Source organism: Pseudoduganella guangdongensis (assembly GCF_009857475.1).
In the GTDB taxonomy this organism is placed as follows: domain Bacteria; phylum Pseudomonadota; class Gammaproteobacteria; order Burkholderiales; family Burkholderiaceae_D; genus Rugamonas; species Rugamonas guangdongensis.
On sequence record NZ_WWCJ01000003.1, the window covers coordinates 317390 to 337958 of the forward strand.

Here is a 20569-nt window from a genome sequence, read left to right on the forward strand (position 1 = left end):
GGCGCCATGTATAGCCATCCCACCAAGGAGCAAGTACGCGTTTACCTGGCCCAGCGCGGCCAGGCCCACCTGCCGCCACCTTCCCCCGAGGAAATCCGGCGCCGCCTGGACTGGCGCGCAGACCCGGCGCCCTTGCCGGCCGCCCTGATGTATTTGCCGCCCGCCCTGGTTTGGATAACGTTTACCTGGTGCTGCCTGCCACTCATGGCATTTACTTTGGCAAGAAATGATCAAAAGTAGTTTTTTATTAAACTATCTTATTTCCTAGCACAGCATTGCGCGCTAGAATCTATCAAAATCTCACAAAAGTTGCCGTCCGTTAAGCGAACGGCAATAAAACGGTGTATCATACCGTCCGTGTGCCGAAAATTGCGTCAATAACGGCTTTTTCTGGCGCTCTTTGTCGAAAATTCCGCCAATTATTTTGTTGCTAGGTTGCAACATGTTGATAAAGTAATAGCCATGAGCTCTCTGAAAGAAATTACCGCTTCGCCGACTTACAATCCGAACCGTGTGCTGGATGCCATCATCGAAAAGCTGCAGCTGAAAAATGATGCCGCCCTGTCCCGCGCGCTCGAGGTTGCTCCACCTGTTATCAGCAAGATCCGTCATAACACCCTGCCAATCGGCGCGACGATCCTGATCCGCATGCACGAAATCAGCGATTTCTCCATCCGTGAACTGCGTGAGCTGATGGCTCACTGATCGCTCGCCTTCGGGTAAATAAAACGGCCGCCCTTGGGCGGCCGTTGTCGTTTACGCGGCGCTGCGTTTATGCGCTTGCCAGGCGTGGGCGCTCGCCGTAGAACTTGCTCACTGCTGCCGCTTGCGTTTCGCTGCTGCCGACGCGCCCGGAGTAGGCGGTCTGCGCCGCAACTGCCACGCGGCCCGAGTAGGCGGTTTGCGTTTCCGCGGCCACCCGGCCCGAGTAGGCGGTCTGGGTGTTGGCGGCGACACGACCCGAGTAAGCGGTCTTGGCGTCGGCGGCGACACGGCCCGAGTAGGCGGTCTTGGCGTCGACGGCGACACGGCCCGAGTAGGCGGTCTTGGCGTCGGCGGACACGCGGCCCGAGTAGGCGGTCTTGGCGTCGGCGGCGACGCGGCCCGAGTAGGCGGTCTTGGCGTCGGCGGCGACGCGGCCCGAGTAGGCGGTCTGCGCGTCGGCGGCCACGCGGCCGGAGTAGGCGGCGTCGGCGGGTTCAGCGCCGCGCAGGTAGGCTTCGCCGAAGGTTTCTTCGTACAGTTCTTTCATGCGGTTGCCCACGCGCTCGTGCGCCGCCTCGTCATCCTCGCCGCGCAGGCCGATGTATGGGAAGTGGTGCAGGTAGTAGCCGAACACGTTTTCGCAGTCGATGAAGTACTTCATCGTATCGAGGATGTGGTAGTGCCAGAAGATGTCCACGTCCATCAGCGGAGCGGTCTGCTCGTTGGGGAAGGTCTTCATCAGGTACAGGAAGCGGCGATACTCGAATTCGACGGCATTAACTTTTTCCAGCGACCAGCCTTCGCCGGACTCCTCGTGCATCAGTTTCACTTTGATTGGTTCCAGATCGAGGTCGGCGATGGCCTTAAAGCTTTCAGCAGAAATCATGAGTGACATTCCCTATAAAAGTGAGCGAGCTAATTTACCAGTGAGAGAGAAAGACGCCGTTCTGAGGGGCTGGAGCTGTCGCTTGGGCGTCTGAGCGTTCGGAGCTGGGAACGCGATGTTGATGTGTATCAACTAGCTCAAGTATAGACAGCGCAACCTCTAATGCAAGTAACAATTCAATTGAGCGATCCTTAAACAACACAAGCGATGACCCTTTCAAATCAATAGCTTGTCGCACTGTTAAATGTTACATCTGCATTTTTGCTGAGGGTTGGAAAGAGAGTTTGATATCCATCAACATCGGTTCGGTCTTTTCCTAGTGCGTGGTAAATATGCCTAAGCACTTAGCCGCATATCCTCCATCGGCGCCACGCGGAAACCGATCGGCACCGCAATGCTGACCGTGGTGCCGCCATGAACCAGGCTGTTGATCGAACAGCTGCCGCCCAGCAGGCTGATGCGCTCCTCGATGCCCACCAGGCCGAATGAGCCGGCCTTGTGCCGGGACGCCGTTTCGATGCCGATGCCGTTGTCGGTTATGGTCATGCGCAGCATGCCATGCGATTGCTGCAGCTCGACCCGCACCATGCTGGCACCGGCATGCTGATGGATATTGCTCAGGGATTCCTGCAGCACGCGGAAGAAGGCGGTGGCGCAGTGGTCATCCACCCCGTGGTCGGCCTTGGCCTCTTCAATGAACTCGCACTTGATGCCGGAGCGCTGGCGGAATTGCGCGATCTGCCATTCGACCGCCGCCGACAGGCCCAGGTCCAGCACATTGGGCCGCAGGTCGTTGATGATGTGGCGCACGCTGCGGATGGTGTTGTCGATCTGGTGCAGGGTGGCGCACGCCCGCGCATGCAGGCGCGGATGGCTTTTCTCGGTGCGCGTGGCCAGGATGTCGGCCTCGATGCGCAGGGCCAGCAGGTTCTGTCCCAGGTCGTCGTGGATTTCGCGCGCGATGCGTTTGCGTTCCTCTTCCTTGATATGGTCGGCGTGCGCGGCCAGGCGGCGCAGGCGGTGGTGCGACAACTGCAGGCGCGCCTGGCTGTCGCGCAGTTCGCGCGTCATGGCGCGCGCCATCTTCAGCGCGCGCCGGCGCGAGGAGGCGAGGGTGACGAACAGCGCATAAATCAGGATGCTGGCGCCGAAGCCCAGGCTGCCCGCCAGCAGCGGCATGAACTGGTCGAAGCGCGAGTACAGCTCCTGCTTGGGCACGCTGAACCGGGCATGCCAGGTGCGGCCATGGAATTGCACCGGCAGCTCGCTGACGAAATGCCCGTTGCCGGCGGCGGGCTGGCCCGGATGGCTGTCAAACAGCAGGGTGGCAGGCTGCAAGGCGACACTGCTGTCGCGCAGCGTCACGCGCACCGCGCGCAGCGGCATTTCCACCAGGGCGCTGCCGACCAGACGCGGCACGCTGAAACCCAGGCCGACCGAGCCAAGGCAGGCCGCGCGCCGTTCCTCGACCGTGCTGGCGGGCATGCCGTTGCGGTAAATCGGGATGCGCATGGCCATGCCAATGTGGCTGGGCGCGCTGCGCAGCGGGATCGGCTGGCCCGAGCTGCTCATGATGCCCTGGTCGCGCGCCCGGAACAGCGCCTCGGCCACGCCGGGACGGGCGGCGATATCCAGGCCGTAGCGGTCGCGGAAACCTTGCAGCGGCTCGATCATGGTCAGTACCGCATATTCGCGCCGCACGCCGGCCGGGTGGCGCGCGAAGGCCGGATAGTCCTGCTCGGCGATGCCCTGCTGGCGCGCCTCCGCCGCCGGGCGCAGGGCGTCGGTGTAGTACTCGGCGAAGTTGATATTGTCGATGGCCGGGTAGTTGCGCTCCAGGTCCAGCCCTCGCACATAGCGGTGGAAGGTTTCGCGCGTCACCTGGCCGCCGGCCTGAAAGTAGCTGGCGGCGGCGCGCAGCACGTCGGTGTAGGCCTTGATGCTGGTGTTGATATTAAACTGGGTGTTATGGGCCTGGTGGTCGAAGCGTTCCCGCGCGCTGCTTTCGACGGAGCGGGTGGCAATGCTGTACAGACCTATTCCGACCCCGAGCGAGATTGCGATGCCAAGCCACCACAAAGGCTGCGAAGGGGTGAATAAGCGTGGCGGTTGGCGGCTCATTCATTGACTATAAGAATTTTTGTAACCTTTGGTCAAGTTGTGAAAATGCCACTTTGATTGAAATCAAACTAATATGAAAAAATGCCCTGTTTGTCCAGGGCATTTTGTGTTCCTATGCAGTGGCTTTTCAGCTGCGACGGCGGCGCAGGCTGCAAGCGGCCAGCAGGCCGAGGCCGAGCAAGGCGACGCTGCTTGGCTCAGGTACGTCCTGCGCGGCCTGGCCCTCGCGCCAGGTAACGTTATCGAAAGTAAAGTGGCTACCGGGGACCGACACCTGGACCTCGTCGATGCCGCTGAACAGGGCGCCAAACGCGAACGTGCCGGCGTTGGAGGCAATATCGATTGAACCCAGCAAGGAGCCATTGTTATACGCGGAGAAACGCGCTGGCCCGCTGCCGCCGTTGCTGACCATATCGATACTGATCAGGTTAAAGTCGCCTGCACTCGCCAGCACGAAGGTGGCCACGCCGCCATCCATGTGCGCCATATCGGCACCGGGCCAGTTCCAGACCGAGTTGGAACTCATGTTCATGCCGTTTTGCGAGAAGTTGTTGAAGCTAGCCATACCAGTGAAATCCATGACGCCGGCTTGCGCCTGGCCCAGGGACGCGGTGGCAAGGGCGGCAACCAGTGCGCATTGCTTGATCAATCGTTTCATGACATCAGTCCCCTCAAGAATAATTGTTTAGGTAACTTGCAAGAAGCAAACTGTGTGCCGGGGTATCAACTATCTGATTCTTAAGCAACTTCTCCTGATGGCTTGACTCTGCTGTAAAACTTCCCGACAGACATAAAAAAAGCCGCCTGGAAAGGCGGCTTTAATGGTGGCGCTCGACCGGCTTACTTGGCCCAGCTGTCCTTCAAGGTCACGATGCGGTTGAAGACCGGCTTGCCTGGCTGGGACAGCACGCGGTCGGCCACGAAGTAGCCGTGGCGCTCAAACTGGTAGCGCTGCTCGGCGGCGGCGTCCTTCAGGCCCGGCTCCAGGTAGGCTTGCACGATTTCCAGCGCTTTCGGGTTCAGGAACTCCTTGAAGTCCTTGCCGCCGGCGTCCGGCTTTTCTTCGGTGAACAGGCGGTCGTACAGGCGTACTTCGGCTGGCAGCGCGGCTTCGGCGCTGACCCAGGTGATGTTGCCCTTGACCTTGTAGGTGTCGGCGCCCGGGGTGCCGGACTTGGAGTCCTCGAAGTACTTCACGCGCACGGCGGTGACCTTGCCGTTTTCGTCCTTGTCGTAGCCGGTGCATTCGGCCACAAAGCCGTATTTCAGGCGCACGCGCGCCCCCGGCTGGTCGCCGACCGGCGGGGTGAAGCGGAAGTAGCCCTTGGTCGGGGTCTCCATGAAGTCCTCTTCCTCGATCCACAGCTCGCGCGTGAACGGGAAGGTGCGGTGGCCCAGCTCTGGGTGGTGCGGGTGGACCGGCGAGGTGCATTCGACCGATTGGCCTTGCGGGAAGTTCTCGACGATCAGCTTCAGCGGGCGCAGCACGGCGATGGCGCGCGGCGCTTTCGGGTCAAGGTCTTCACGCACGGCGCCTTCCAGCACGCCGAAGTCGATCCAGCCGTCGGACTTGGTGACACCGGTGCGCTCGCACATCAGCTGGATGCCTTCCGGGGTGAAGCCGCGGCGGCGCATGCCGGCCATGGTCGGCAGGCGCGGGTCGTCCCAGCCGTCCACGATGCCTTCTTCCACCATCTGGCGCAGCTTGCGCTTGGAGGTGACGATGTAGGTCAGGTTCAGGCGCGCGAATTCGTACTGGTGCGGCACCGGCTTCTTGAAGAAGCCGCCCTCGGACAGCACTTCCAGCAGCCAGTCGTAGAACGGGCGGTGGTCCTGGAATTCCAGGGTGCAGATGGAGTGGGTGATGTTCTCCAGCGCGTCCGAAATCGGGTGGGTGTAGTCGTACATCGGGTAGATGCACCAGTCGTCGCCCGTGCGGTGGTGGTGGGCGTGGCGGATACGGTAGATCGCCGGGTCGCGCATATTCATGTTCGGCGAGGACATGGCGTCTTCGCTGATCTTGGCGCGCAGCAGGTGCTCGCCGTCCTTGAACTTGCCCGCCTTCATATCGCGGAACAGCTGCAGGTTTTCTTCCACCGAGCGGTTGCGGAATGGCGAGTTGGTGCCGGCCACGCCGAAGCCGCCGCGCGTGTTCTTCATTTCTTCCGCGCTCTGGCTGTCGACGTAAGCCTTGCCGACCTTGATCAGGTATTCGGCCATCTCGTACAGCTTGTCGAAGTAGTCGGAGGCGAAATACAGGTGGTTGCCGGCGCCGACCGGGCCTTTATAGTCCCAGTCGAAACCGAGCCAGCGCACGCTGTCGATGATGGAGTCGACGTATTCCTGTTCTTCTTTTTCAGGGTTGGTGTCGTCGAAACGCAGGTGGCAGCGGCCGCCGAAGTCGCGCGCCAGGCCGAAATTGGTGTAGATGGACTTGGCGTGGCCGACGTGCAGGTAGCCATTCGGCTCCGGCGGGAAGCGGGTGATCACCGGCGGCAGGCCGTCGCGGGTATGGGTGCCGGCAGCCAGGTCGGCTTCAACGATATTGCGCAGGAAATTCGGCGCAGGGGCCGGGGCAGCAGGTTTCTTGTCGTTGCTCATGTATGTTCTTGGTTTAAACCAGGAAACCGGGAAACCAGGGTACGGCCGCCAGGGCCGGACCCCAGGTTTGGCAGAGGCCGGCCCTGGGGCCGTACCCTGGTTTCCCGGTTTTGGGGTGATGTTCAGCGTAAACAGGGCATTTTATAGGATAATTCGTCCTTACGCGTTTAAAAACCGGCCCGGAGTTGCTTTATGGAAAATTTGTACAATGTGCTCGGTGTCGCGCCCAACGCCTCTGACGAGGAAATCAAGAAGGTCTACCGTTCCCTGGCCATGCGCTTCCACCCGGACCGCAACCAGGAACCGGGCGCCGACGCCCGCTTCAAGGCCATCGTCAAAGCTTACGAAGTGTTGTCCGACCCGGAGAAACGGGAAGAGTACAACCAGAGTGTGCACCACCGCATCATCATCGACCCGGAAGAGGAAGCCTACCAACAGTGGCGTTCCATCTTCAGCGTCAACGGCGTGACCATTCCCGCCGCCTGAATCAAGAAAGTAGCAGCAAATGAGAAAAGTACACCCAGAGTTCGCCTACCAGGCGCGCGAACTGGAAGGGCAGATCGAGGGCATCCTCGGCGATCCGCCTGACCACAAGAACTACAAGAAGATGGTCGACGCCCTGCGCACCGAATATATCAACGGCGGCGGCATCGACGATTTGAACATGATGGCCTTTGCGCTGGTGGACGTGATCGAATTCCACGACCCGAAAGCCGCCCTGGCCGACGCTGAGGACTTCGAGTACGGCGACCCGGCGCGCGTGTTCGGCGCGGCCAGCTGCCCGAAAGCGGAAGGCCTGCTGGAAGCGCTGGAAGAGAACCACCCCGACCTGGCGCGCCAGGCCATCATCACGGCGCTGCTGCACAAGCACCCGCGCATGTGGGACGACGAGGACACTTCGCTCGACCGCCTGGCAGAAGGCGACGACGGCGATGATGAAGACGATTACGCGGACGACGTCGCGACCGACGACTTCACCGGCATCTTTGACCAGCAGGAGGATTGAGCATGACCGACAAGAATCTGCCAGCCATTCGCAAGCAGGTCACCGAACTCGTGCTGGCCGGCTCCCTGGAGCACGCCGAGCGCGCCTTTGCCGAAGCGGCCGACACCCACGGCGACCTGGCCGTGGTGGAAGTGCTGCAGGAGCTGCCGCCGCACGTGACCGCGCTGCATATGTCCGGTTTTGACGGCGGCAAGCTGTCGCTGGCGACCCTGCTGGTGCCGCCCAAGCAATGGGCCGAAAGCCTGGCCTATATCGCCGCCACCTGGCCGGACGATATGATCGAAGACGATCCCGAACGCATCGCAGAATCGCTGTTCGCGCACATGCACGGCGTGATCTTCGGCACCGAGGACGAAGAGCGCCGCGCCGAGCTGCTGAAGGAAGCTTCGGCCACCGACTGGGGCTGCACCGCCTTCGCCATCCTGTTCTCGCTGGCGCCGAAAGAGGTGCTGGAAGTGGCGGGCGAGGTGATTTCCAAGGGCTCCTACCTGAGCGGACAGACCTCGTCGGACAACGACATCGTGCCGGTCGCCGTGGCGCTGGCGCAGGCCAACGAGGACGGCTGGGACCGCGCCCTGTTCGAGCTGTTCCCGGAATTCCGCCACAGCGCCGACCTGGCCGATGCCGAGTTCAGCGACGATCCGGACGCGGAGCCGGAGCACCTGCAGCGCTCCACCAAAGAGCTGCTGTACCGCCTGCGCAAGCAAGTGCCGACCACCACCCGCAGTGGCGCCGGCCGCGAACGCGCGCGCCGCTCGATCGGCACGGGGATCTTCGGCTGATGCTGCCCGCACTCGTCAAAGAAAGCCTGCCGCGCCTGACGCGCGCCATCAAACTGCTGCCGGGCGACGACCGCGAAGACGCGGCCGTCATCCTGGCGGAAGAGTTGAGCGGCATCACGGCCATGGTGGCGGACAAATTCACCAACAACCGTACGGCGGAAGGCATCCAGCGCGCGGTCAACCTGACCATCGGTGGCGTGTCGCTCGGGCTGGAGGAAATGCTGACCGTCGACTCCGACGAGCTGGCGCTGGACTACCTGGTGGAGCAAGGCGCCGAGCTGGCCTTCCAGGCTGGCTTCCGCCAGTTGAAGGATTTGGCCGCAATGCCGGAAGACACGCTGATCGGCGAATACGACAACGACCCGATGTACGCCCAACGCCGCCTGCGCGACCTGTTCTTCGACATCTGCTACACCGAACCGGGCGCCAACTGGGACGGCCCGTCCAAGTACCAGACCCAGTTGAAGCAGCGCCAGGAAGTGCAAGCCGTGGTGCGCCTGGCGAACTGGCTACGCCGCCATAACGCCGAAGGCGCCATCAAGGATGTGGACTTGAATGCGGAAGGCGTGATCGCGCTGGCCATCATCTTCGCGGTGGAGGGCGGCGGCCGCATCGTGGCGCGCACCGGCCAGAAGGAGTTCGAGCGTTTCGTGAAAGCGGTGCGCAAGGCCAAGCCGGACTACGAGGCCGGTTTCGCCGCACTGGTGGCGGCGGTGCCGGAGCAGCACCACGCCGTGCTGCTGCATCGCATCGACCTGTACCGCCGCAGCTGCACGGTGCTGCAAAAGCTGCCCGGCCGCTTCGCCATGAAGACGCTGTGGACGGAGCTGGAGAACTACGCCGGTTCCGAGCTGGACGCCGATTACGACTGAGTCCCGGCCAGGGCCTCGCGCACAAAAGCCTCCACCAGGAGGCTTTTTTCGTTTTTACGCTGGGCCAGTTGCAGGGATGTGGTCGCGCGCTCATCGTCGAGATGGCGGTAGGCGACGCCTTCCATATGCATGCCCTGGAACGGCGACGGCAGTACCGATACGCCGATCCCCGCTGCCACCAGCCCAATGATAGTGGCCGCCTCGCGCGCCTCCATCGCCACCTGCGGAACAAAACCCGCCGCGCGGCACATGCTGAAGATTGCGTGGTTGATACCGACGCCCGACTCCTTCGGATACATCACCCACGGCAGTGCTGCCAGGTCCGCCACCTTCACCTTGCGCTTGCGCGCCAGCGGCGAATCGCTGGCCAGCACCACCAGCAGTGCGTCGTGCCGCAGCGTGGTCAGCGCCAGGGTCGCCGGCAGCGCCACTTCCGGTGGCCGCACGAAGCCAAGATCCAGCTTGCGGGCCTCGATCGCATCGAGCTGGTGCAGGGTGGTCATCTCGTGCAGGGTCAGCGCCACGTCCGGATAGAGCTGGCGGTAGCGCCGGATGGCGCGCGCGAACAAGGGCGTGAACGGCGTGGAGAAGGTGAAACCCACGCGCAGTTCGCCCGCCTCGCCGCGCTGCGCGCGGCGCGCCCGCTCCGCCGCCTTTTCCGAACGCGCCAGGATGGCACGTGCATCCTCCAGGAACAGCTTGCCCGCCTCAGTCAGACGCACCCAGCGCTTGCTGCGCTCGAACAGGCGCGCGCCCACTTCCGCCTCCAGCGCCTGGATTTGCTGCGACAGGGGCGGCTGGCCGATGTGCAAGCGCTCGGCCGCCCGCGTGAAGCTGAGCTCCTCGGCCACGGCCACGAAATAGCGCAGGTGACGCAGTTCCATAATATTCAAAAGCGATTAATAACGACTGAAATATATATTGGACTGTATTACAGGGCAATCCTAAGATGGATTCATCATGAAAGCCCTTAGCCACCCCACCAACCGCGCCATGTTCTTCGGCGGCTTTTCCTGCTTCGCACTGTTGTACTGTGTGCAACCGCTGATGCCGTTGCTATCCCACGAGTTCGCGTTGACGCCGGCGCAAAGCAGCCTGTCGCTCTCGATTTCGACTGCCGCCATGGCGCTGACGCTGCTTGCCTCCAGCGCCGTGTCCGACCGCATTGGCCGCAAGCCCCTGATGGTGGCCGCGCTCGCCATCGCTGCCCTGATGACCCTGTTGTGCGCCATGGCCAGCAGTTATGGCCAGTTGCTGGCGGCGCGCACCTTGCTCGGTGTAGCGCTGGGGGGCATGCCAGCGGTTGCCATGGCCTACCTGGGCGAAGAGATCGAGCCCGAGCAGCTGGGCCTCTCCATGGGCTTGTATATCAGCGGCAGTGCGTTCGGCGGCATGATGGGCCGCATGGCGGTGTCCGTGTTGAGCGACTTTTACTCCTGGCGCGTGGCGCTGGTGGGCATGGGCGTGGCTGGCGTGCTTGCCGCGCTCGAATTCTGGCGCAGCCTGCCCGGGTCGCGCCGCTTCCGACCTTCCGCCGCCGGCTGGCGCGCCATGCCAAATGGCATGCGCCGTCATTTTGCCGACGATGGCCTGCCTTGGCTGTTCGCACTTGCCTTCCTGTTGATGGGTTGCATGGTCAGCGCCTACAACTATATTGGCTACCGCCTGCTGGCCGCCCCGTTCGAGCTGCGACAAAGCGTGGTGGGCGGTATTTCGCTGCTTTACCTGCTGGGGATTTTCAGTTCTGTCTGGGCTGGCAAGCTGGCCGACCGCTATGGACGCAAGGGCGTGCTTTACCTGGTGCTGGGGCTGATGCTGGCCGGCATCCTGCTGACCATATCGGCGTCCTTGCCGCTGGTGGTGGCAGGCATGGCCTTGTTCACTTTCGCGTTTTTCGCGGCGCACTCCATGACCAGCAGCTGGGTTGGCCGCCGCGCACGCTCCAGTGGCGCCCAAGCGCTGGCTTCGGCACTGTATCTATTTTTCTATTATCTCGGATCGAGCGTGATTGGCGTGGCGGCGGGCGTGTTGTGGGCGCGCGCGGGGTGGGGCGGGGTGGTTGCGCTGCTGGGTTCCTGCCTGCTGGCGGCGGTTGCCATAGCACTACACCTGCGCCGGTTGACGCCAATCGAAGCAATGTTGAGCCAGATCAAAGCCGGGGCAGGGTAACGGAACTGCAGTAAGGAACCGGTCTCCAAGTCCCACCGGCACGCTGGGTGCCGTTTTGTAGGAGGAGACGATCATGATGCACGACCGCGAAATCCGTATCAGGCTCAGCAACATCCAACACGCCGTGGGCCAAGCCGCGCACCACCTGTCGGCCGAGCGCAACCTGACTGGCGAGCTGCGCGACACGATCCAGAAGCTGGACCGCCGCTCGGACGACATCAGCGAAATGCTGGTGAGTGAAGACTACGCCGACGTCCCCAAGCTGGTGCACGACATGGAACTGCTCGGCGCGCGCGCCCGGCGCGTCTGCGCCAGCGAACGCATGCAGGTGACCCCCGAAATGAAAGCCGCCGTCAACCACATGCACCGCGAACTGTTCGACTTCAAGCAACACCTGCATTAAGGTAATTGTCCACCGTGGGGTCAGGAAGAAAGGTGGACATTTCCGTGAAAATGTCCACTTTTCTTCCTGACCCCACGGTGGACATTTTTTTAGAGGATGTTTTTGCTGCGGAGGTCGGCGATCTCGGCGTCGCTGCGGCCGAGGACCTGGCGCAGTACTTCGTCGGTGTGCTGGCCGAGCAGGGGCGGGGCCATGTCGGTTGCGGCCGGGCTGGCGCTCAGGCGCATGGGGCTGCGCACCAGCTTGACCTTGCCTGCCGTCGGGTGCGGCGCTTCCATCACCAGGCCGCGCGCTTGCACTTGCGGGTTCTGGAACACGTCGTGCAGGTCGTTGATCGGGCCGCAGGGCACGCCGACCGCTTCCAGGCGTTCAATCCACCAGTCGCGGCCCTGGGTCTTCACCATCTCGGCCAGGATGGGCACCAGCTCGTCGCGGTTCTTCACGCGCAGCGGATTGGTGGCGTAGCGTTCGTGCGTGGCGAGGTCGGCGCGGCCGCCGGTTTCGACAAACTTCTGGTACTGGCCGTCGTTGCCGGTGGCGACGATGATGTAGCCGTCGGCACAGGCAAAGGTCTGGTAGGGGACGATGTTGGCGTGGGCGTTGCCCCAGCGCTTGGGCGCCTTGCCGCTATTCAGGTAGTTCGAACCCATATTGGCCAGCATTGCGACTTGCACGTCGAGCAGGGCCATGTCGATGTACTGGCCTTCGCCGCTGCGGTCGCGGTGGGTCAGCGCGGCCAGGATGGCGATGGTGGAGTACATGCCGGTCATCAGGTCGGTCAGGGCGACGCCGGCTTTTTGCGGGCCGCCGCCGGGCAGGTCGTCGCGCTCGCCGGTCACGGACATCAATCCGCCCATGCCCTGGATCAGGAAGTCGTAGCCGGCGCGGTGGGCGTAGGGGCCGTCCTGGCCGAAGCCGGTCACGGAGCAGTACACCAGGTCCGGCTTGACGGCTTTCAGCGACTCGTAGTCCAGGCCGTATTTCTTCAGCTGGCCGACTTTATAGTTCTCCAGCACCACGTCGGCGTGGCGCGCGAGGTCGCGGATCAGGGCCTGGCCTTCGGGCTTGGAAATGTCGCAGGTGACCGAGCGCTTGCCGCGGTTGGCGGACAGGTAATAAGCCGCCTCGGTGGTGTCGGCGCCGGAGGCGTCCTTGGCGTAGGGCGGACCCCAGGCGCGCGTGTCGTCGCCGGCGCCCGGACGCTCGATCTTGATCACGTCCGCGCCCAGGTCGGCCAGGTTCTGCGAGCACCAGGGGCCGGCCAGTACGCGGCTTAAGTCCAGTACGCGGATGTGTCCAAGAGCCTTCGGGGTCATGTTGTCTGCTTCCTACTGTTTTTAGGGAGCGTTAGCTTAACGCATCCAACCGTGTTAGTGTCTTATTCCATGTGGTCCTATCCAAAAATCCTTGCGCATCGCGGCGGCGGTACGCTGGCGCCGGAAAACACCATTGCCGGCCTGCGCGCCGGGCTGGCTTATGGCTTTCGCGCGGTGGAGTTCGACGTCATGCTGTCTTCCGATGGCATTGGCGTGGTCATGCATGACCCGCATTTCGGCCGCACGCTGTACGGCGATGGCTATGTGCCCAATTTCAGCGCGGCGGAGTTGGCCAAGATGGATGCCGGCCGCTGGTTCGCGCCGGAGTTCCGTGGCGAGCCGGTGCCCCTGTTCCTGGAGTGGGTGGATTACTGCAAAGAGCACAAGATCTGGATGAATATCGAGATCAAGCCGGCCGAGGGCCACGAGCTGGAAACCGGCCGCTGGGTGGCGCAGACCGCGCGCGCCCGTTTCGCGGCGGAAGTGGCGGCCGGCGATCCGGCCCAGTTGCCGCTGCTGTCGTCTTTCAGCATGGCCGCCCTGGCAGCGGCGCGCGATGCGGCGCCCGACCTGCCGCGAGCTTGTTTATTTGACAAAATTCCCGCCAATTGGGCGCACACGGCGCGCGCGCTGGGCGCCGTGGCGATCCACACCAACCACAAGCACCTGACGCCGGAACTGGCGGCGGCGGTCAAAGCAGAGGGCTTTGGCCTGTTCTGCTATACCGTCAATACGCCGGAGCGCGCGCGGGAAATCCTGCCCTGGGGCGTGGACGGTTTCTGCACCGACCGCATCGACCTGATCGGCCCCGACTTCGCCTAGCCGATGGAAAAAAATGGGGACGTACCCTATTTTTCTTGGAAAAATAGGGTACGTCCCCATTTTTTCCATCGGCGGGCGCTTCACGTATAATCAACCCTTTGCCTCAGCCTGCAACCTATCCTTTTACGACATGAAATCTGCTGAAATTCGCGAAAAGTTCCTGAAATTCTTCGAATCCAAGGGTCACACGATTGTCCGTTCCAGCCCGCTGGTGCCAGGCAACGACCCAACCCTGCTGTTGACCAATTCCGGCATGGTGCAGTTCAAGGATGTGTTCCTGGGCCAGGACGTGCGCCCGTATTCCCGTGCCACCACCGTGCAGCGCTGCGTGCGCGCCGGCGGCAAGCACAATGACCTGGAAAACGTCGGTTATACCGCGCGCCACCACACCTTCTTCGAGATGCTGGGTAACTTCAGCTTCGGCGACTATTTCAAGCGCGATGCGATCCAGTACGCGTGGGAGCTGCTGACCAAGGTCTACGGCCTGCCGCCGGAAAAGCTGACCGTCACCGTCTACATCGAGGATGACGAGGCATACGACATCTGGGCCAACGAGATTGGCGTGCCGAAAGAGCGCATCATCCGCATCGGCGACAACAAGGGTTCGCGCTACGCGTCGGATAACTTCTGGCAGATGGCCGACACCGGCCCGTGCGGTCCTTGCACCGAGATCTTCTACGACCACGGCGCCGACATCTACGGCGGCCCTCCTGGCTCGGCGGAAGAAGACGGCGACCGCTTCATCGAAATCTGGAACCTGGTGTTCATGCAGTTCAACCGCGACGAAGCGGGCGTGATGCACAAGCTGCCGAAGCCTTGCGTCGATACCGGCATGGGCATGGAGCGCCTGGCCGCCGTGCTGCAGCACGTGCACTCGAACTATGAGATCGATTCCTTCCAGGCCCTGATCAAGGCGGCCGCGCGCGAAACCGGCGCGACCGACCTGGAAAACAAATCGCTGCGCGTGATCGCCGACCACATCCGCGCTGCCGCTTTCATGATCGTCGACGGCATCATCCCTGGCTCGGAAGGCCACGGCTATGTGCTGCGCCGCATCGTGCGCCGCGCGCTGCGCCACGGCCACAAGCTGGGCCAGACCAAGGCCTTCTTCTACAAGCTGGTGGAAGACCTGAACAAGGAAATGGGCGGCGCGTACCCAGAGCTGGCGGAGGCCAAGGACCGCGTGGCACAGGTGCTGAAGGCTGAGGAAGAGCGCTTCGGCGAGACCCTGGAAAACGGCATGAAGATCCTGGAAGCGCAGCTGGCCAAGGATCCAAAAAACCTGGACGGCGCCACCGCCTTCACCCTGTACGACACCTACGGCTTCCCGCTCGACCTGACCGCCGACATCTGCCGCGAACGCGAGATCACCCTGGACGAAGCCGGCTTCGCCGTGGCGATGGAAGCGCAGAAGCAGAAGGCGCGCGAAGGCGGCAAGTTCAAGAAAATGGCTGCCAACGTTGAATACAGCGGCGAGAAAAACAAGTTCGTCGGTTACGACCAGCTGGCGCACAACTCGAAAGTGGTGGCACTGTACGCCAACGGCGCACCAGTGCAGGAACTGAAAGCGGGCGAGCAGGGCATCGTGGTGCTGGACACCACCCCGTTCTACGCCGAATCCGGCGGCCAGGTGGGCGACCAGGGCCTGATCCAGTCCGCTGGCGCCAAGTTCGCAGTGGAAGACACCCTGAAAATCCAGCCGGACGTGTTCGGCCACCACGGCGTGCTGGCCTCCGGCGCGCTGAAAGTGGGCGACGCTGTCGGCGCGGAAGTGGACCAGCATGCGCGCGGCCGCACCATCCGCAACCACTCTGCGACCCACCTGATGCACAAGGCCCTGCGCGAAGTGCTGGGCTCCCATGTGGCGCAGAAAGGCTCGCTGGTTGATCCGGACAAGGCGCGTTTCGACTTCTCGCACACCGCGCCGCTGACCGCCGAGGAAATCGCCAAGGTGGAAGCGATCGTCAACGCCGAGATCCTGGCCAATGCCGCCACCCAGTCGCACAATATGTCCTTCGACGACGCTGTGAAGCACGGCGCCATGGCGCTGTTCGGCGAGAAGTATGGCGACGAAGTGCGCGTGATGGATATCGGCTCCTCCAAAGAGCTGTGCGGCGGCGTGCACGTGCACCGCACCGGCGATATCGGCCTGTTCAAGATCGTGTCGGAAGGCGGCGTTGCGGCCGGTATCCGCCGCGTGGAAGCGGTGACCGGCGAAGGCGCGCTGGCGCTGGTGCAGTCGATGGCCCGCAAACTGAACGAAGCCGCCGCGGCACTGAAGTCCAACCCGGAAGAACTGACCGCCAAGATCGGCGCGGTGCAGGAGCAGGTGAAATCGCTGGAGAAGGAACTGGCGGCACTGAAGTCGAAACTGGCTTCCGGCCAGGGCGATGAGCTGGTCAATCAAGCAGTCGACGTGAAGGGCCTGAAAGTGCTGGCCGCGACCATGGAAGGCGCCGACGTGAACGCGCTGCGCGAAACCATGGACAAGCTGAAAGACAAGCTGAAGTCCGCCGCCATCGTGCTGGCTTCCGTCTCCGACGGCAAGGTGAGCCTGATCGCCGGCGTGACCGCCGATTCCATCGGCAAGGTCAAGGCGGGCGAGCTGGTCAACTTCGTGGCCCAGCAAGTGGGCGGCAAGGGCGGCGGCCGCCCAGACATGGCGCAGGCCGGCGGCACCAATCCGGACGCACTCCCAGGTGCGCTCGGTGGCGTTGCAGCATGGGTGGAGTCGCGTATCTAACAACTGCTCGAGGCCCGCTCGCTCTAGGGTGGGCCTTGCCGACATTGAAATGTCGTTGTGATTTTGCAACGCAACATTAACTATTTTGGTGCAGTGCGTCAGACGCCCAAAATTGGAGTAGACTGTCGGAAATCAGTAGTACAGAAGCGAGATATTGATGAGCGAAACTCTTACTCACGAGTCCGAGACCATGGAATTTCATAAGGACCTCGATGCCCGTGGGCTGAATTGCCCGTTGCCTATCCTGAAGGCCAAGAAAGCATTGGCTGAACTGGAGAGCGGTCAGGTCCTGCGTATCGTGGCCACCGACCCCGGCTCCGTGCGCGACTTCCAGGCGTTTGCCAAGCAAACGGGCAATGCATTGCTGTCGCACGTGCAGCAGGGCACGGAATTTACTTTCCTAATGCGCCGCAAGTAAAATTTGCGGTATCCTTCCGGTTGCTGATTTTTCGGCGCCGGATTGTACTTAAAAAACGCACGACCGTGCTTTTATTCGATAAGACTGATCGAATTCCAATATAATCTAGCCCACTAATTTACTTATCACTTTTTCAAAGGCACACCTATGAAAGTCCTGGTACCTGTCAAGCGCGTCGTCGACTACAACGTGAAAGTGCGCGTCAAATCCGATGGCACCGGCGTGGATATCGCCAACGTCAAAATGTCGATGAACCCGTTCGACGAAATCGCGCTGGAAGAAGCGACCCGCCTGAAAGAAGCGGGCAAAGTAACCGAAGTGGTTGCCGTCTCCGCCGGTGTGGCCCAGTGCCAGGAAACCCTGCGCACCGGTATGGCGATCGGCGCCGACCGCGGCATCCTGATCGAGACCGCCGTTGAGCTGGAGCCGCTGGGCGTGGCCAAGCTGCTGAAGGCCGTGGCCGACAAAGAACAACCGCAACTGATCATCCTGGGCAAACAGGCGATCGACGACGACTCCAACCAGACCGGCCAGATGCTGGCTGCGCTGCTGGGCTGGCCGCAAGCGACCTTCGCTTCCAAGGTTGAACTGGCCGACGGCAAAGTCACCGTGACCCGCGAAGTGGACGGCGGTCTGGAAACCGTGGCGCTGCAACTGCCAGCCATTGTGACCACCGACCTGCGCCTGAACGAGCCGCGCTACGTGACCCTGCCTAACATCATGAAGGCGAAGAAGAAGCCGCTGGATACCGTGACCCCGGAAGCACTGGGCGTCGACGTGACCCCGCGCCTGAAAACCCTGAAAGTGACCGAGCCAGCCAAGCGTTCCGCTGGTATCAAAGTGCCTGACGTGGCGACCCTGGTGTCGAAACTGCGCACCGAAGCTAAAGTCATCTAAATATTTTCAAAGGATTCTTCCATCATGGTCGCACTCGTAATCGCTGAACACGACAACGCTAGCCTGAAGGGCAGCACCCACCACACCGTAACCGCCGCCGCCAAGTGCGCGGGCGAAGTCCACGTGCTGGTCGCAGGCTCCAACGCCGGCGCCGCCGCCGCTGCCGCCGCGAAAATCGCCGGCGTCACCAAAGTGCTGCACGCCGACGCTGCGCACTTCGCCGACGGCCTGGCTGAAAACGTCTCCGAGCAGATCCTGGCTGTCGCGGGCTCTTACTCGCACATCCTGGCGCCTGCAACCGCCTACGGCAAAAACATCCTGCCGCGCGTTGCCGCCAAACTGGACGTGGCGCAGATCTCCGAAATCACCAAAGTGGACGCGCCTGATACCTTCGAGCGCCCGATCTACGCCGGTAACGCGATCGCCTACGTGCAATCGTCGGACAAAGTCAAAGTCATCACCGTACGTACCACCGGCTTCGACGCTGCTGCCGCCGAAGGCGGTTCCGCTGCCGTGGAAACCGTGGCTGCCGCCGCCGATTTCGGCAAGTCCGCTTTCGTTGGCCGTGAACTGGCCAAGTCGGACCGTCCGGAACTGACCGCTGCCAAGATCATCGTTTCCGGTGGCCGCGGCATGGGCTCCGCAGATGCCTTCAAGATCCTGGAACCGCTGGCTGACAAGCTGAACGCCGCCATGGGCGCATCGCGCGCTGCAGTGGATGCAGGCTTTGTGCCGAACGACTGGCAGGTTGGCCAGACCGGCAAGATCGTGGCTCCTTCGCTGTACATTGCCGTTGGTATCTCCGGCGCGATCCAGCACTTGGCCGGCATGAAGGACTCCAAGGTCATCGTCGCTGTGAACAAAGATCCAGAAGCGCCGATCTTCTCCGTTGCCGACTACGGCATCGTGGGTGATCTGTTCGAGATCGTTCCGCAACTGGTTAAAGAACTGGGTTAATCAAAAAAACGTCCTGAAAAAGGACTGAGTACCGGGGCCACGCAAGTGGCCCTTTTACTACCTTGGAGAGGTGTCATGAGCTATCAAGCCCCAATGAAAGATATGCTGTTCGTGATGAACGAACTGGCCAACCTGGAAGGCGTGTCCGCGCTGCCAGGCTGCGAAGATGCAAACGCGGAAACCGCGGAAGCCGTGCTGGAAGAAAACGCGAAGTTCGTGAGCGGCGTGATCGCCCCGCTGAACCACGCCGGCGACAAAGAGCCGAGCTTCTGGCACGACGGCAAGGTCACTACCTCGAAAGGCTTCAAGGAAGCCTTCAAACAGTTCGCGGAAGCCGGCTGGCAAGGCCTGCAGCACCCGACCGACTTCGGCGGCCAGGGCCTGCCCAAGCTGATCGGCACCCCATGCGTGGAAATGCTGCACGGCGCGAACCTGTCGTTCGCGCTGGTGGCGCTGCTGTCCGACGGCGCCATCGAGGCGCTGATGACCGCCGGTTCCGATGAGCAGAAGGCGACCTACCTGGAGCCGCTGGTGACCGGCAAATGGACCGGCACCATGAACCTGACCGAGCCGCAAGCCGGCTCCGACCTGGCCGCAGTGCGCAGCCGCGCCGTGCCGCAGGGCGATGGCACCTATAAGGTATTCGGCACCAAGATCTTCATCACCTACGGTGAGCACGACATGGCCGAGAACATCATCCACCTGGTGCTGGCGCGTACTCCCGACGCGCCGCCGGGCGTGAAAGGCATCTCGCTGTTTATCGTGCCGAAGTTCATGGTCAACGCCGACGGCTCGCTGGGTGCGCGCAACGACGCGCATTGCGTATCGATTGAACACAAGCTGGGCATCAAGGCCTCGCCGACCGCCGTGCTGCAGTTCGGCGACAACGGCGGCGCCGTGGGCTACCTGGTGGGCGAAGAGAACCGCGGCCTGGAGTACATGTTCATCATGATGAACGCGGCCCGTTTCGGCGTCGGCATGCAGGGCGTTGGCCTGGCGGAAAACGCCTACCAGCAGGCCGTGGCCTTCGCCAAGGACCGCGTGCAGTCGCGCGACCTGAACGGCTCGCCGGCCGGCGTGGCGATCATCCACCACCCGGACGTGCGCCGCATGCTGATGTCGATGCGTGCCCAGACCGAAGCGGCGCGTGCGCTGGCCTACGTGGCGGCCGGCATCCACGACGTGGCGCATCACCACGCCGACGCCGAGGTGCGCGCGCATAACCAGGCGGTGTACGAGTACCTGGTGCCGATCGTCAAGGGCTGGTCGACCGAGATGTCTGAAAACGTCGCGCGCGACGGCGTGCAAGTACACGGCGGCATGGGCTTCATCGAGGAAACCGGTGCGGCGCAGCACTACCGCGACGCCAAGATCCTGACCATTTATGAAGGCACCACCGCGATCCAGGCCAATGACCTGATCGGCCGCAAGACCGTGCGCGACGGCGGCGCGCTGGCCAAGTCGCTGGTGGCGCAGGTGCGCGCCACCGCAGGCGAACTGGCGCAAGTGAACTCGCCGGAATTCGCGGCAATCCGCAAGCACCTGGAGCGGGGTGCGGACGACCTGGAAGCGGTGATCGACTTCGTGGTCAACCACGTCAAGTCCGACATCAAGTGCGTGTTCGCCGGTTCCGTGCTGTACCTGAAGCTGGCCGGCATTGTGCTGGGCGGCTGGCAGATGGGCCGCGCGGCGCTGGTAGCGCAGAAGAAACTGGCTGCTGGCGAAGGCGACGCAGCCTTCTACCACGCCAAGATCGTGACCGCGCGCTTCTTCGCGGACCACATCCTGTCCGGTTCCAGCGGCATGCGCGCCGCCATCGTCGACGGCAGCGCCGGCGTGCTGGGCCTGGAAGTCGAGCAGTTCTAAACCGG

The 20569-nt window shown here is 62.5% G+C and carries 20 protein-coding genes; 14 read left to right on the plus strand and 6 right to left on the minus strand.

Annotated features, from left to right (window positions below; translation table 11 throughout):
* Positions 1–6 precede the first annotated feature (6 nt).
* Positions 7–240 carry a hypothetical protein gene (locus GTP41_RS27060; RefSeq protein ID WP_202419634.1) on the plus strand — a complete coding sequence of 78 codons (234 nt, stop codon included), beginning with the start codon at positions 7–9 and terminating at the stop codon, positions 238–240.
* A 222-nt stretch (positions 241–462) separates the two neighbouring features.
* A complete protein-coding gene (locus GTP41_RS05800) occupies positions 463–705 on the plus strand; it encodes a hypothetical protein (protein WP_161024615.1) in 243 nt (80 codons plus the stop codon).
* A gap of 67 nt (positions 706–772) precedes the next feature.
* On the opposite strand, the gene GTP41_RS05805 is transcribed toward GTP41_RS05800, so the two are convergent.
* From GTP41_RS05805 to GTP41_RS05820, 4 genes are all read right to left on the minus strand, one after another.
* Positions 773–1591, minus strand: coding sequence for a glycine-rich domain-containing protein (locus tag GTP41_RS05805; protein ID WP_161024616.1), 819 nt, complete (start codon positions 1589–1591; stop codon positions 773–775).
* A 336-nt stretch (positions 1592–1927) separates the two neighbouring features.
* A complete protein-coding gene (locus GTP41_RS05810) occupies positions 1928–3712 on the minus strand; it encodes a CHASE domain-containing protein (protein WP_161024617.1) in 1785 nt (594 codons plus the stop codon).
* Between the two features lie 127 nt (positions 3713–3839).
* The gene (locus GTP41_RS05815) at positions 3840–4370 is read right to left on the minus strand and encodes a PEP-CTERM sorting domain-containing protein (protein WP_161024618.1); all 531 of its coding nucleotides are present in this window, start codon (positions 4368–4370) and stop codon (positions 3840–3842) included.
* Between the two features lie 182 nt (positions 4371–4552).
* On the minus strand, positions 4553–6313 hold the full coding sequence (locus GTP41_RS05820) for a glutamine--tRNA ligase/YqeY domain fusion protein (RefSeq protein WP_161024619.1): 1761 nt from the start codon (positions 6311–6313) through the stop codon (positions 4553–4555).
* Between the two features lie 192 nt (positions 6314–6505).
* On the opposite strand from GTP41_RS05820, the gene GTP41_RS05825 reads away from it, so the two are divergent.
* Genes GTP41_RS05825 through GTP41_RS05840 form a run of 4 tightly spaced genes read left to right on the plus strand, consistent with a single transcriptional unit; the run spans position 6506 to position 8973 of the window.
* Complete coding sequence (locus tag GTP41_RS05825) at positions 6506–6799, plus strand: DnaJ domain-containing protein (RefSeq protein ID WP_161024620.1); 294 nt, start codon at positions 6506–6508, stop codon at positions 6797–6799.
* A gap of 19 nt (positions 6800–6818) precedes the next feature.
* A complete protein-coding gene (locus GTP41_RS05830; RefSeq protein ID WP_161024621.1) occupies positions 6819–7319 on the plus strand; it encodes a hypothetical protein in 501 nt (166 codons plus the stop codon).
* Positions 7320–7321: 2 nt separating this feature from the next.
* Positions 7322–8101 carry a hypothetical protein gene (locus tag GTP41_RS05835; protein WP_161024622.1) on the plus strand — a complete coding sequence of 260 codons (780 nt, stop codon included), beginning with the start codon at positions 7322–7324 and terminating at the stop codon, positions 8099–8101.
* Positions 8101–8973: a hypothetical protein gene (locus GTP41_RS05840; RefSeq protein WP_161024623.1), complete on the plus strand. Its 873-nt coding sequence runs from the start codon at positions 8101–8103 to the stop codon at positions 8971–8973. The genes GTP41_RS05835 and GTP41_RS05840 overlap by 1 nt, the downstream gene beginning before the upstream one ends.
* Here the strand turns inward: GTP41_RS05840 and GTP41_RS05845 are convergent.
* Positions 8964–9857, minus strand: a complete 894-nt coding sequence (locus GTP41_RS05845) for a LysR family transcriptional regulator (protein WP_161024624.1) — start codon at positions 9855–9857, stop codon at positions 8964–8966. The two genes, GTP41_RS05840 and GTP41_RS05845, sit on opposite strands and share 10 nt — an antisense overlap.
* A 76-nt stretch (positions 9858–9933) precedes the next feature.
* Here GTP41_RS05845 and GTP41_RS05850 point away from each other — a divergent pair, with 76 nt between their 5' ends.
* A complete protein-coding gene (locus GTP41_RS05850; RefSeq protein WP_161024625.1) occupies positions 9934–11142 on the plus strand; it encodes an MFS transporter in 1209 nt (402 codons plus the stop codon).
* Positions 11143–11215: 73 nt separating this feature from the next.
* Entirely contained in the window at positions 11216–11545 is a 330-nt protein-coding gene (locus GTP41_RS05855) for a hypothetical protein (protein WP_161024626.1), read from the plus strand.
* Between the two features lie 89 nt (positions 11546–11634).
* Here GTP41_RS05855 and GTP41_RS05860 read toward each other — a convergent pair whose 3' ends face one another.
* Entirely contained in the window at positions 11635–12861 is a 1227-nt protein-coding gene (locus GTP41_RS05860; protein ID WP_161024627.1) for a CaiB/BaiF CoA transferase family protein, read from the minus strand.
* A 69-nt stretch (positions 12862–12930) separates the two neighbouring features.
* Here GTP41_RS05860 and ugpQ point away from each other — a divergent pair, with 69 nt between their 5' ends.
* The 6 genes from ugpQ to GTP41_RS05890 all read left to right on the plus strand — a co-directional run bounded on the left by ugpQ (position 12931) and on the right by GTP41_RS05890 (position 20564).
* Positions 12931–13683 (plus strand): glycerophosphodiester phosphodiesterase, encoded by a 753-nt coding sequence (gene ugpQ / locus GTP41_RS05865; RefSeq protein WP_161024628.1) that lies wholly within the window; start codon positions 12931–12933, stop codon positions 13681–13683.
* Between the two features lie 130 nt (positions 13684–13813).
* Positions 13814–16426 (plus strand): alanine--tRNA ligase, encoded by a 2613-nt coding sequence (alaS, locus tag GTP41_RS05870; RefSeq protein WP_161024629.1) that lies wholly within the window; start codon positions 13814–13816, stop codon positions 16424–16426.
* A gap of 190 nt (positions 16427–16616) precedes the next feature.
* Positions 16617–16844 (plus strand): sulfurtransferase TusA family protein, encoded by a 228-nt coding sequence (locus GTP41_RS05875; protein WP_090443023.1) that lies wholly within the window; start codon positions 16617–16619, stop codon positions 16842–16844.
* A 147-nt stretch (positions 16845–16991) separates the two neighbouring features.
* The gene (locus GTP41_RS05880; RefSeq protein WP_161024630.1) at positions 16992–17741 is read left to right on the plus strand and encodes an electron transfer flavoprotein subunit beta/FixA family protein; all 750 of its coding nucleotides are present in this window, start codon (positions 16992–16994) and stop codon (positions 17739–17741) included.
* Between the two features lie 24 nt (positions 17742–17765).
* Positions 17766–18698 (plus strand): electron transfer flavoprotein subunit alpha/FixB family protein, encoded by a 933-nt coding sequence (locus tag GTP41_RS05885; RefSeq protein WP_161024631.1) that lies wholly within the window; start codon positions 17766–17768, stop codon positions 18696–18698.
* 75 nt (positions 18699–18773) lie between these two features.
* Entirely contained in the window at positions 18774–20564 is a 1791-nt protein-coding gene (locus tag GTP41_RS05890; RefSeq protein WP_161024632.1) for an acyl-CoA dehydrogenase, read from the plus strand.
* Positions 20565–20569: the final 5 nt, after the last annotated feature.

What these genes read in the sequence shown, in the direction of transcription:
- GTP41_RS27060 (WP_202419634.1), top strand. Translation starts at nt 7, where the DNA reads ATGTATAGCCATCCCACCAAGGAGCAAGTACGCGTTTACCTGGCCCAG.
- GTP41_RS05800 (WP_161024615.1), top strand. Translation starts at nt 463, where the DNA reads ATGAGCTCTCTGAAAGAAATTACCGCTTCGCCGACTTACAATCCGAAC.
- GTP41_RS05805 (WP_161024616.1), bottom strand. Translation starts at nt 1,591, where the DNA reads ATGATTTCTGCTGAAAGCTTTAAGGCCATCGCCGACCTCGATCTGGAA.
- GTP41_RS05810 (WP_161024617.1), bottom strand. Translation starts at nt 3,712, where the DNA reads ATGAGCCGCCAACCGCCACGCTTATTCACCCCTTCGCAGCCTTTGTGG.
- GTP41_RS05815 (WP_161024618.1), bottom strand. Translation starts at nt 4,370, where the DNA reads ATGAAACGATTGATCAAGCAATGCGCACTGGTTGCCGCCCTTGCCACC.
- GTP41_RS05820 (WP_161024619.1), bottom strand. Translation starts at nt 6,313, where the DNA reads ATGAGCAACGACAAGAAACCTGCTGCCCCGGCCCCTGCGCCGAATTTC.
- GTP41_RS05825 (WP_161024620.1), top strand. Translation starts at nt 6,506, where the DNA reads ATGGAAAATTTGTACAATGTGCTCGGTGTCGCGCCCAACGCCTCTGAC.
- GTP41_RS05830 (WP_161024621.1), top strand. Translation starts at nt 6,819, where the DNA reads ATGAGAAAAGTACACCCAGAGTTCGCCTACCAGGCGCGCGAACTGGAA.
- GTP41_RS05835 (WP_161024622.1), top strand. Translation starts at nt 7,322, where the DNA reads ATGACCGACAAGAATCTGCCAGCCATTCGCAAGCAGGTCACCGAACTC.
- GTP41_RS05840 (WP_161024623.1), top strand. Translation starts at nt 8,101, where the DNA reads ATGCTGCCCGCACTCGTCAAAGAAAGCCTGCCGCGCCTGACGCGCGCC.
- GTP41_RS05845 (WP_161024624.1), bottom strand. Translation starts at nt 9,857, where the DNA reads ATGGAACTGCGTCACCTGCGCTATTTCGTGGCCGTGGCCGAGGAGCTC.
- GTP41_RS05850 (WP_161024625.1), top strand. Translation starts at nt 9,934, where the DNA reads ATGAAAGCCCTTAGCCACCCCACCAACCGCGCCATGTTCTTCGGCGGC.
- GTP41_RS05855 (WP_161024626.1), top strand. Translation starts at nt 11,216, where the DNA reads ATGATGCACGACCGCGAAATCCGTATCAGGCTCAGCAACATCCAACAC.
- GTP41_RS05860 (WP_161024627.1), bottom strand. Translation starts at nt 12,861, where the DNA reads ATGACCCCGAAGGCTCTTGGACACATCCGCGTACTGGACTTAAGCCGC.
- ugpQ (WP_161024628.1), top strand. Translation starts at nt 12,931, where the DNA reads ATGTGGTCCTATCCAAAAATCCTTGCGCATCGCGGCGGCGGTACGCTG.
- alaS (WP_161024629.1), top strand. Translation starts at nt 13,814, where the DNA reads ATGAAATCTGCTGAAATTCGCGAAAAGTTCCTGAAATTCTTCGAATCC.
- GTP41_RS05875 (WP_090443023.1), top strand. Translation starts at nt 16,617, where the DNA reads ATGGAATTTCATAAGGACCTCGATGCCCGTGGGCTGAATTGCCCGTTG.
- GTP41_RS05880 (WP_161024630.1), top strand. Translation starts at nt 16,992, where the DNA reads ATGAAAGTCCTGGTACCTGTCAAGCGCGTCGTCGACTACAACGTGAAA.
- GTP41_RS05885 (WP_161024631.1), top strand. Translation starts at nt 17,766, where the DNA reads ATGGTCGCACTCGTAATCGCTGAACACGACAACGCTAGCCTGAAGGGC.
- GTP41_RS05890 (WP_161024632.1), top strand. Translation starts at nt 18,774, where the DNA reads ATGAGCTATCAAGCCCCAATGAAAGATATGCTGTTCGTGATGAACGAA.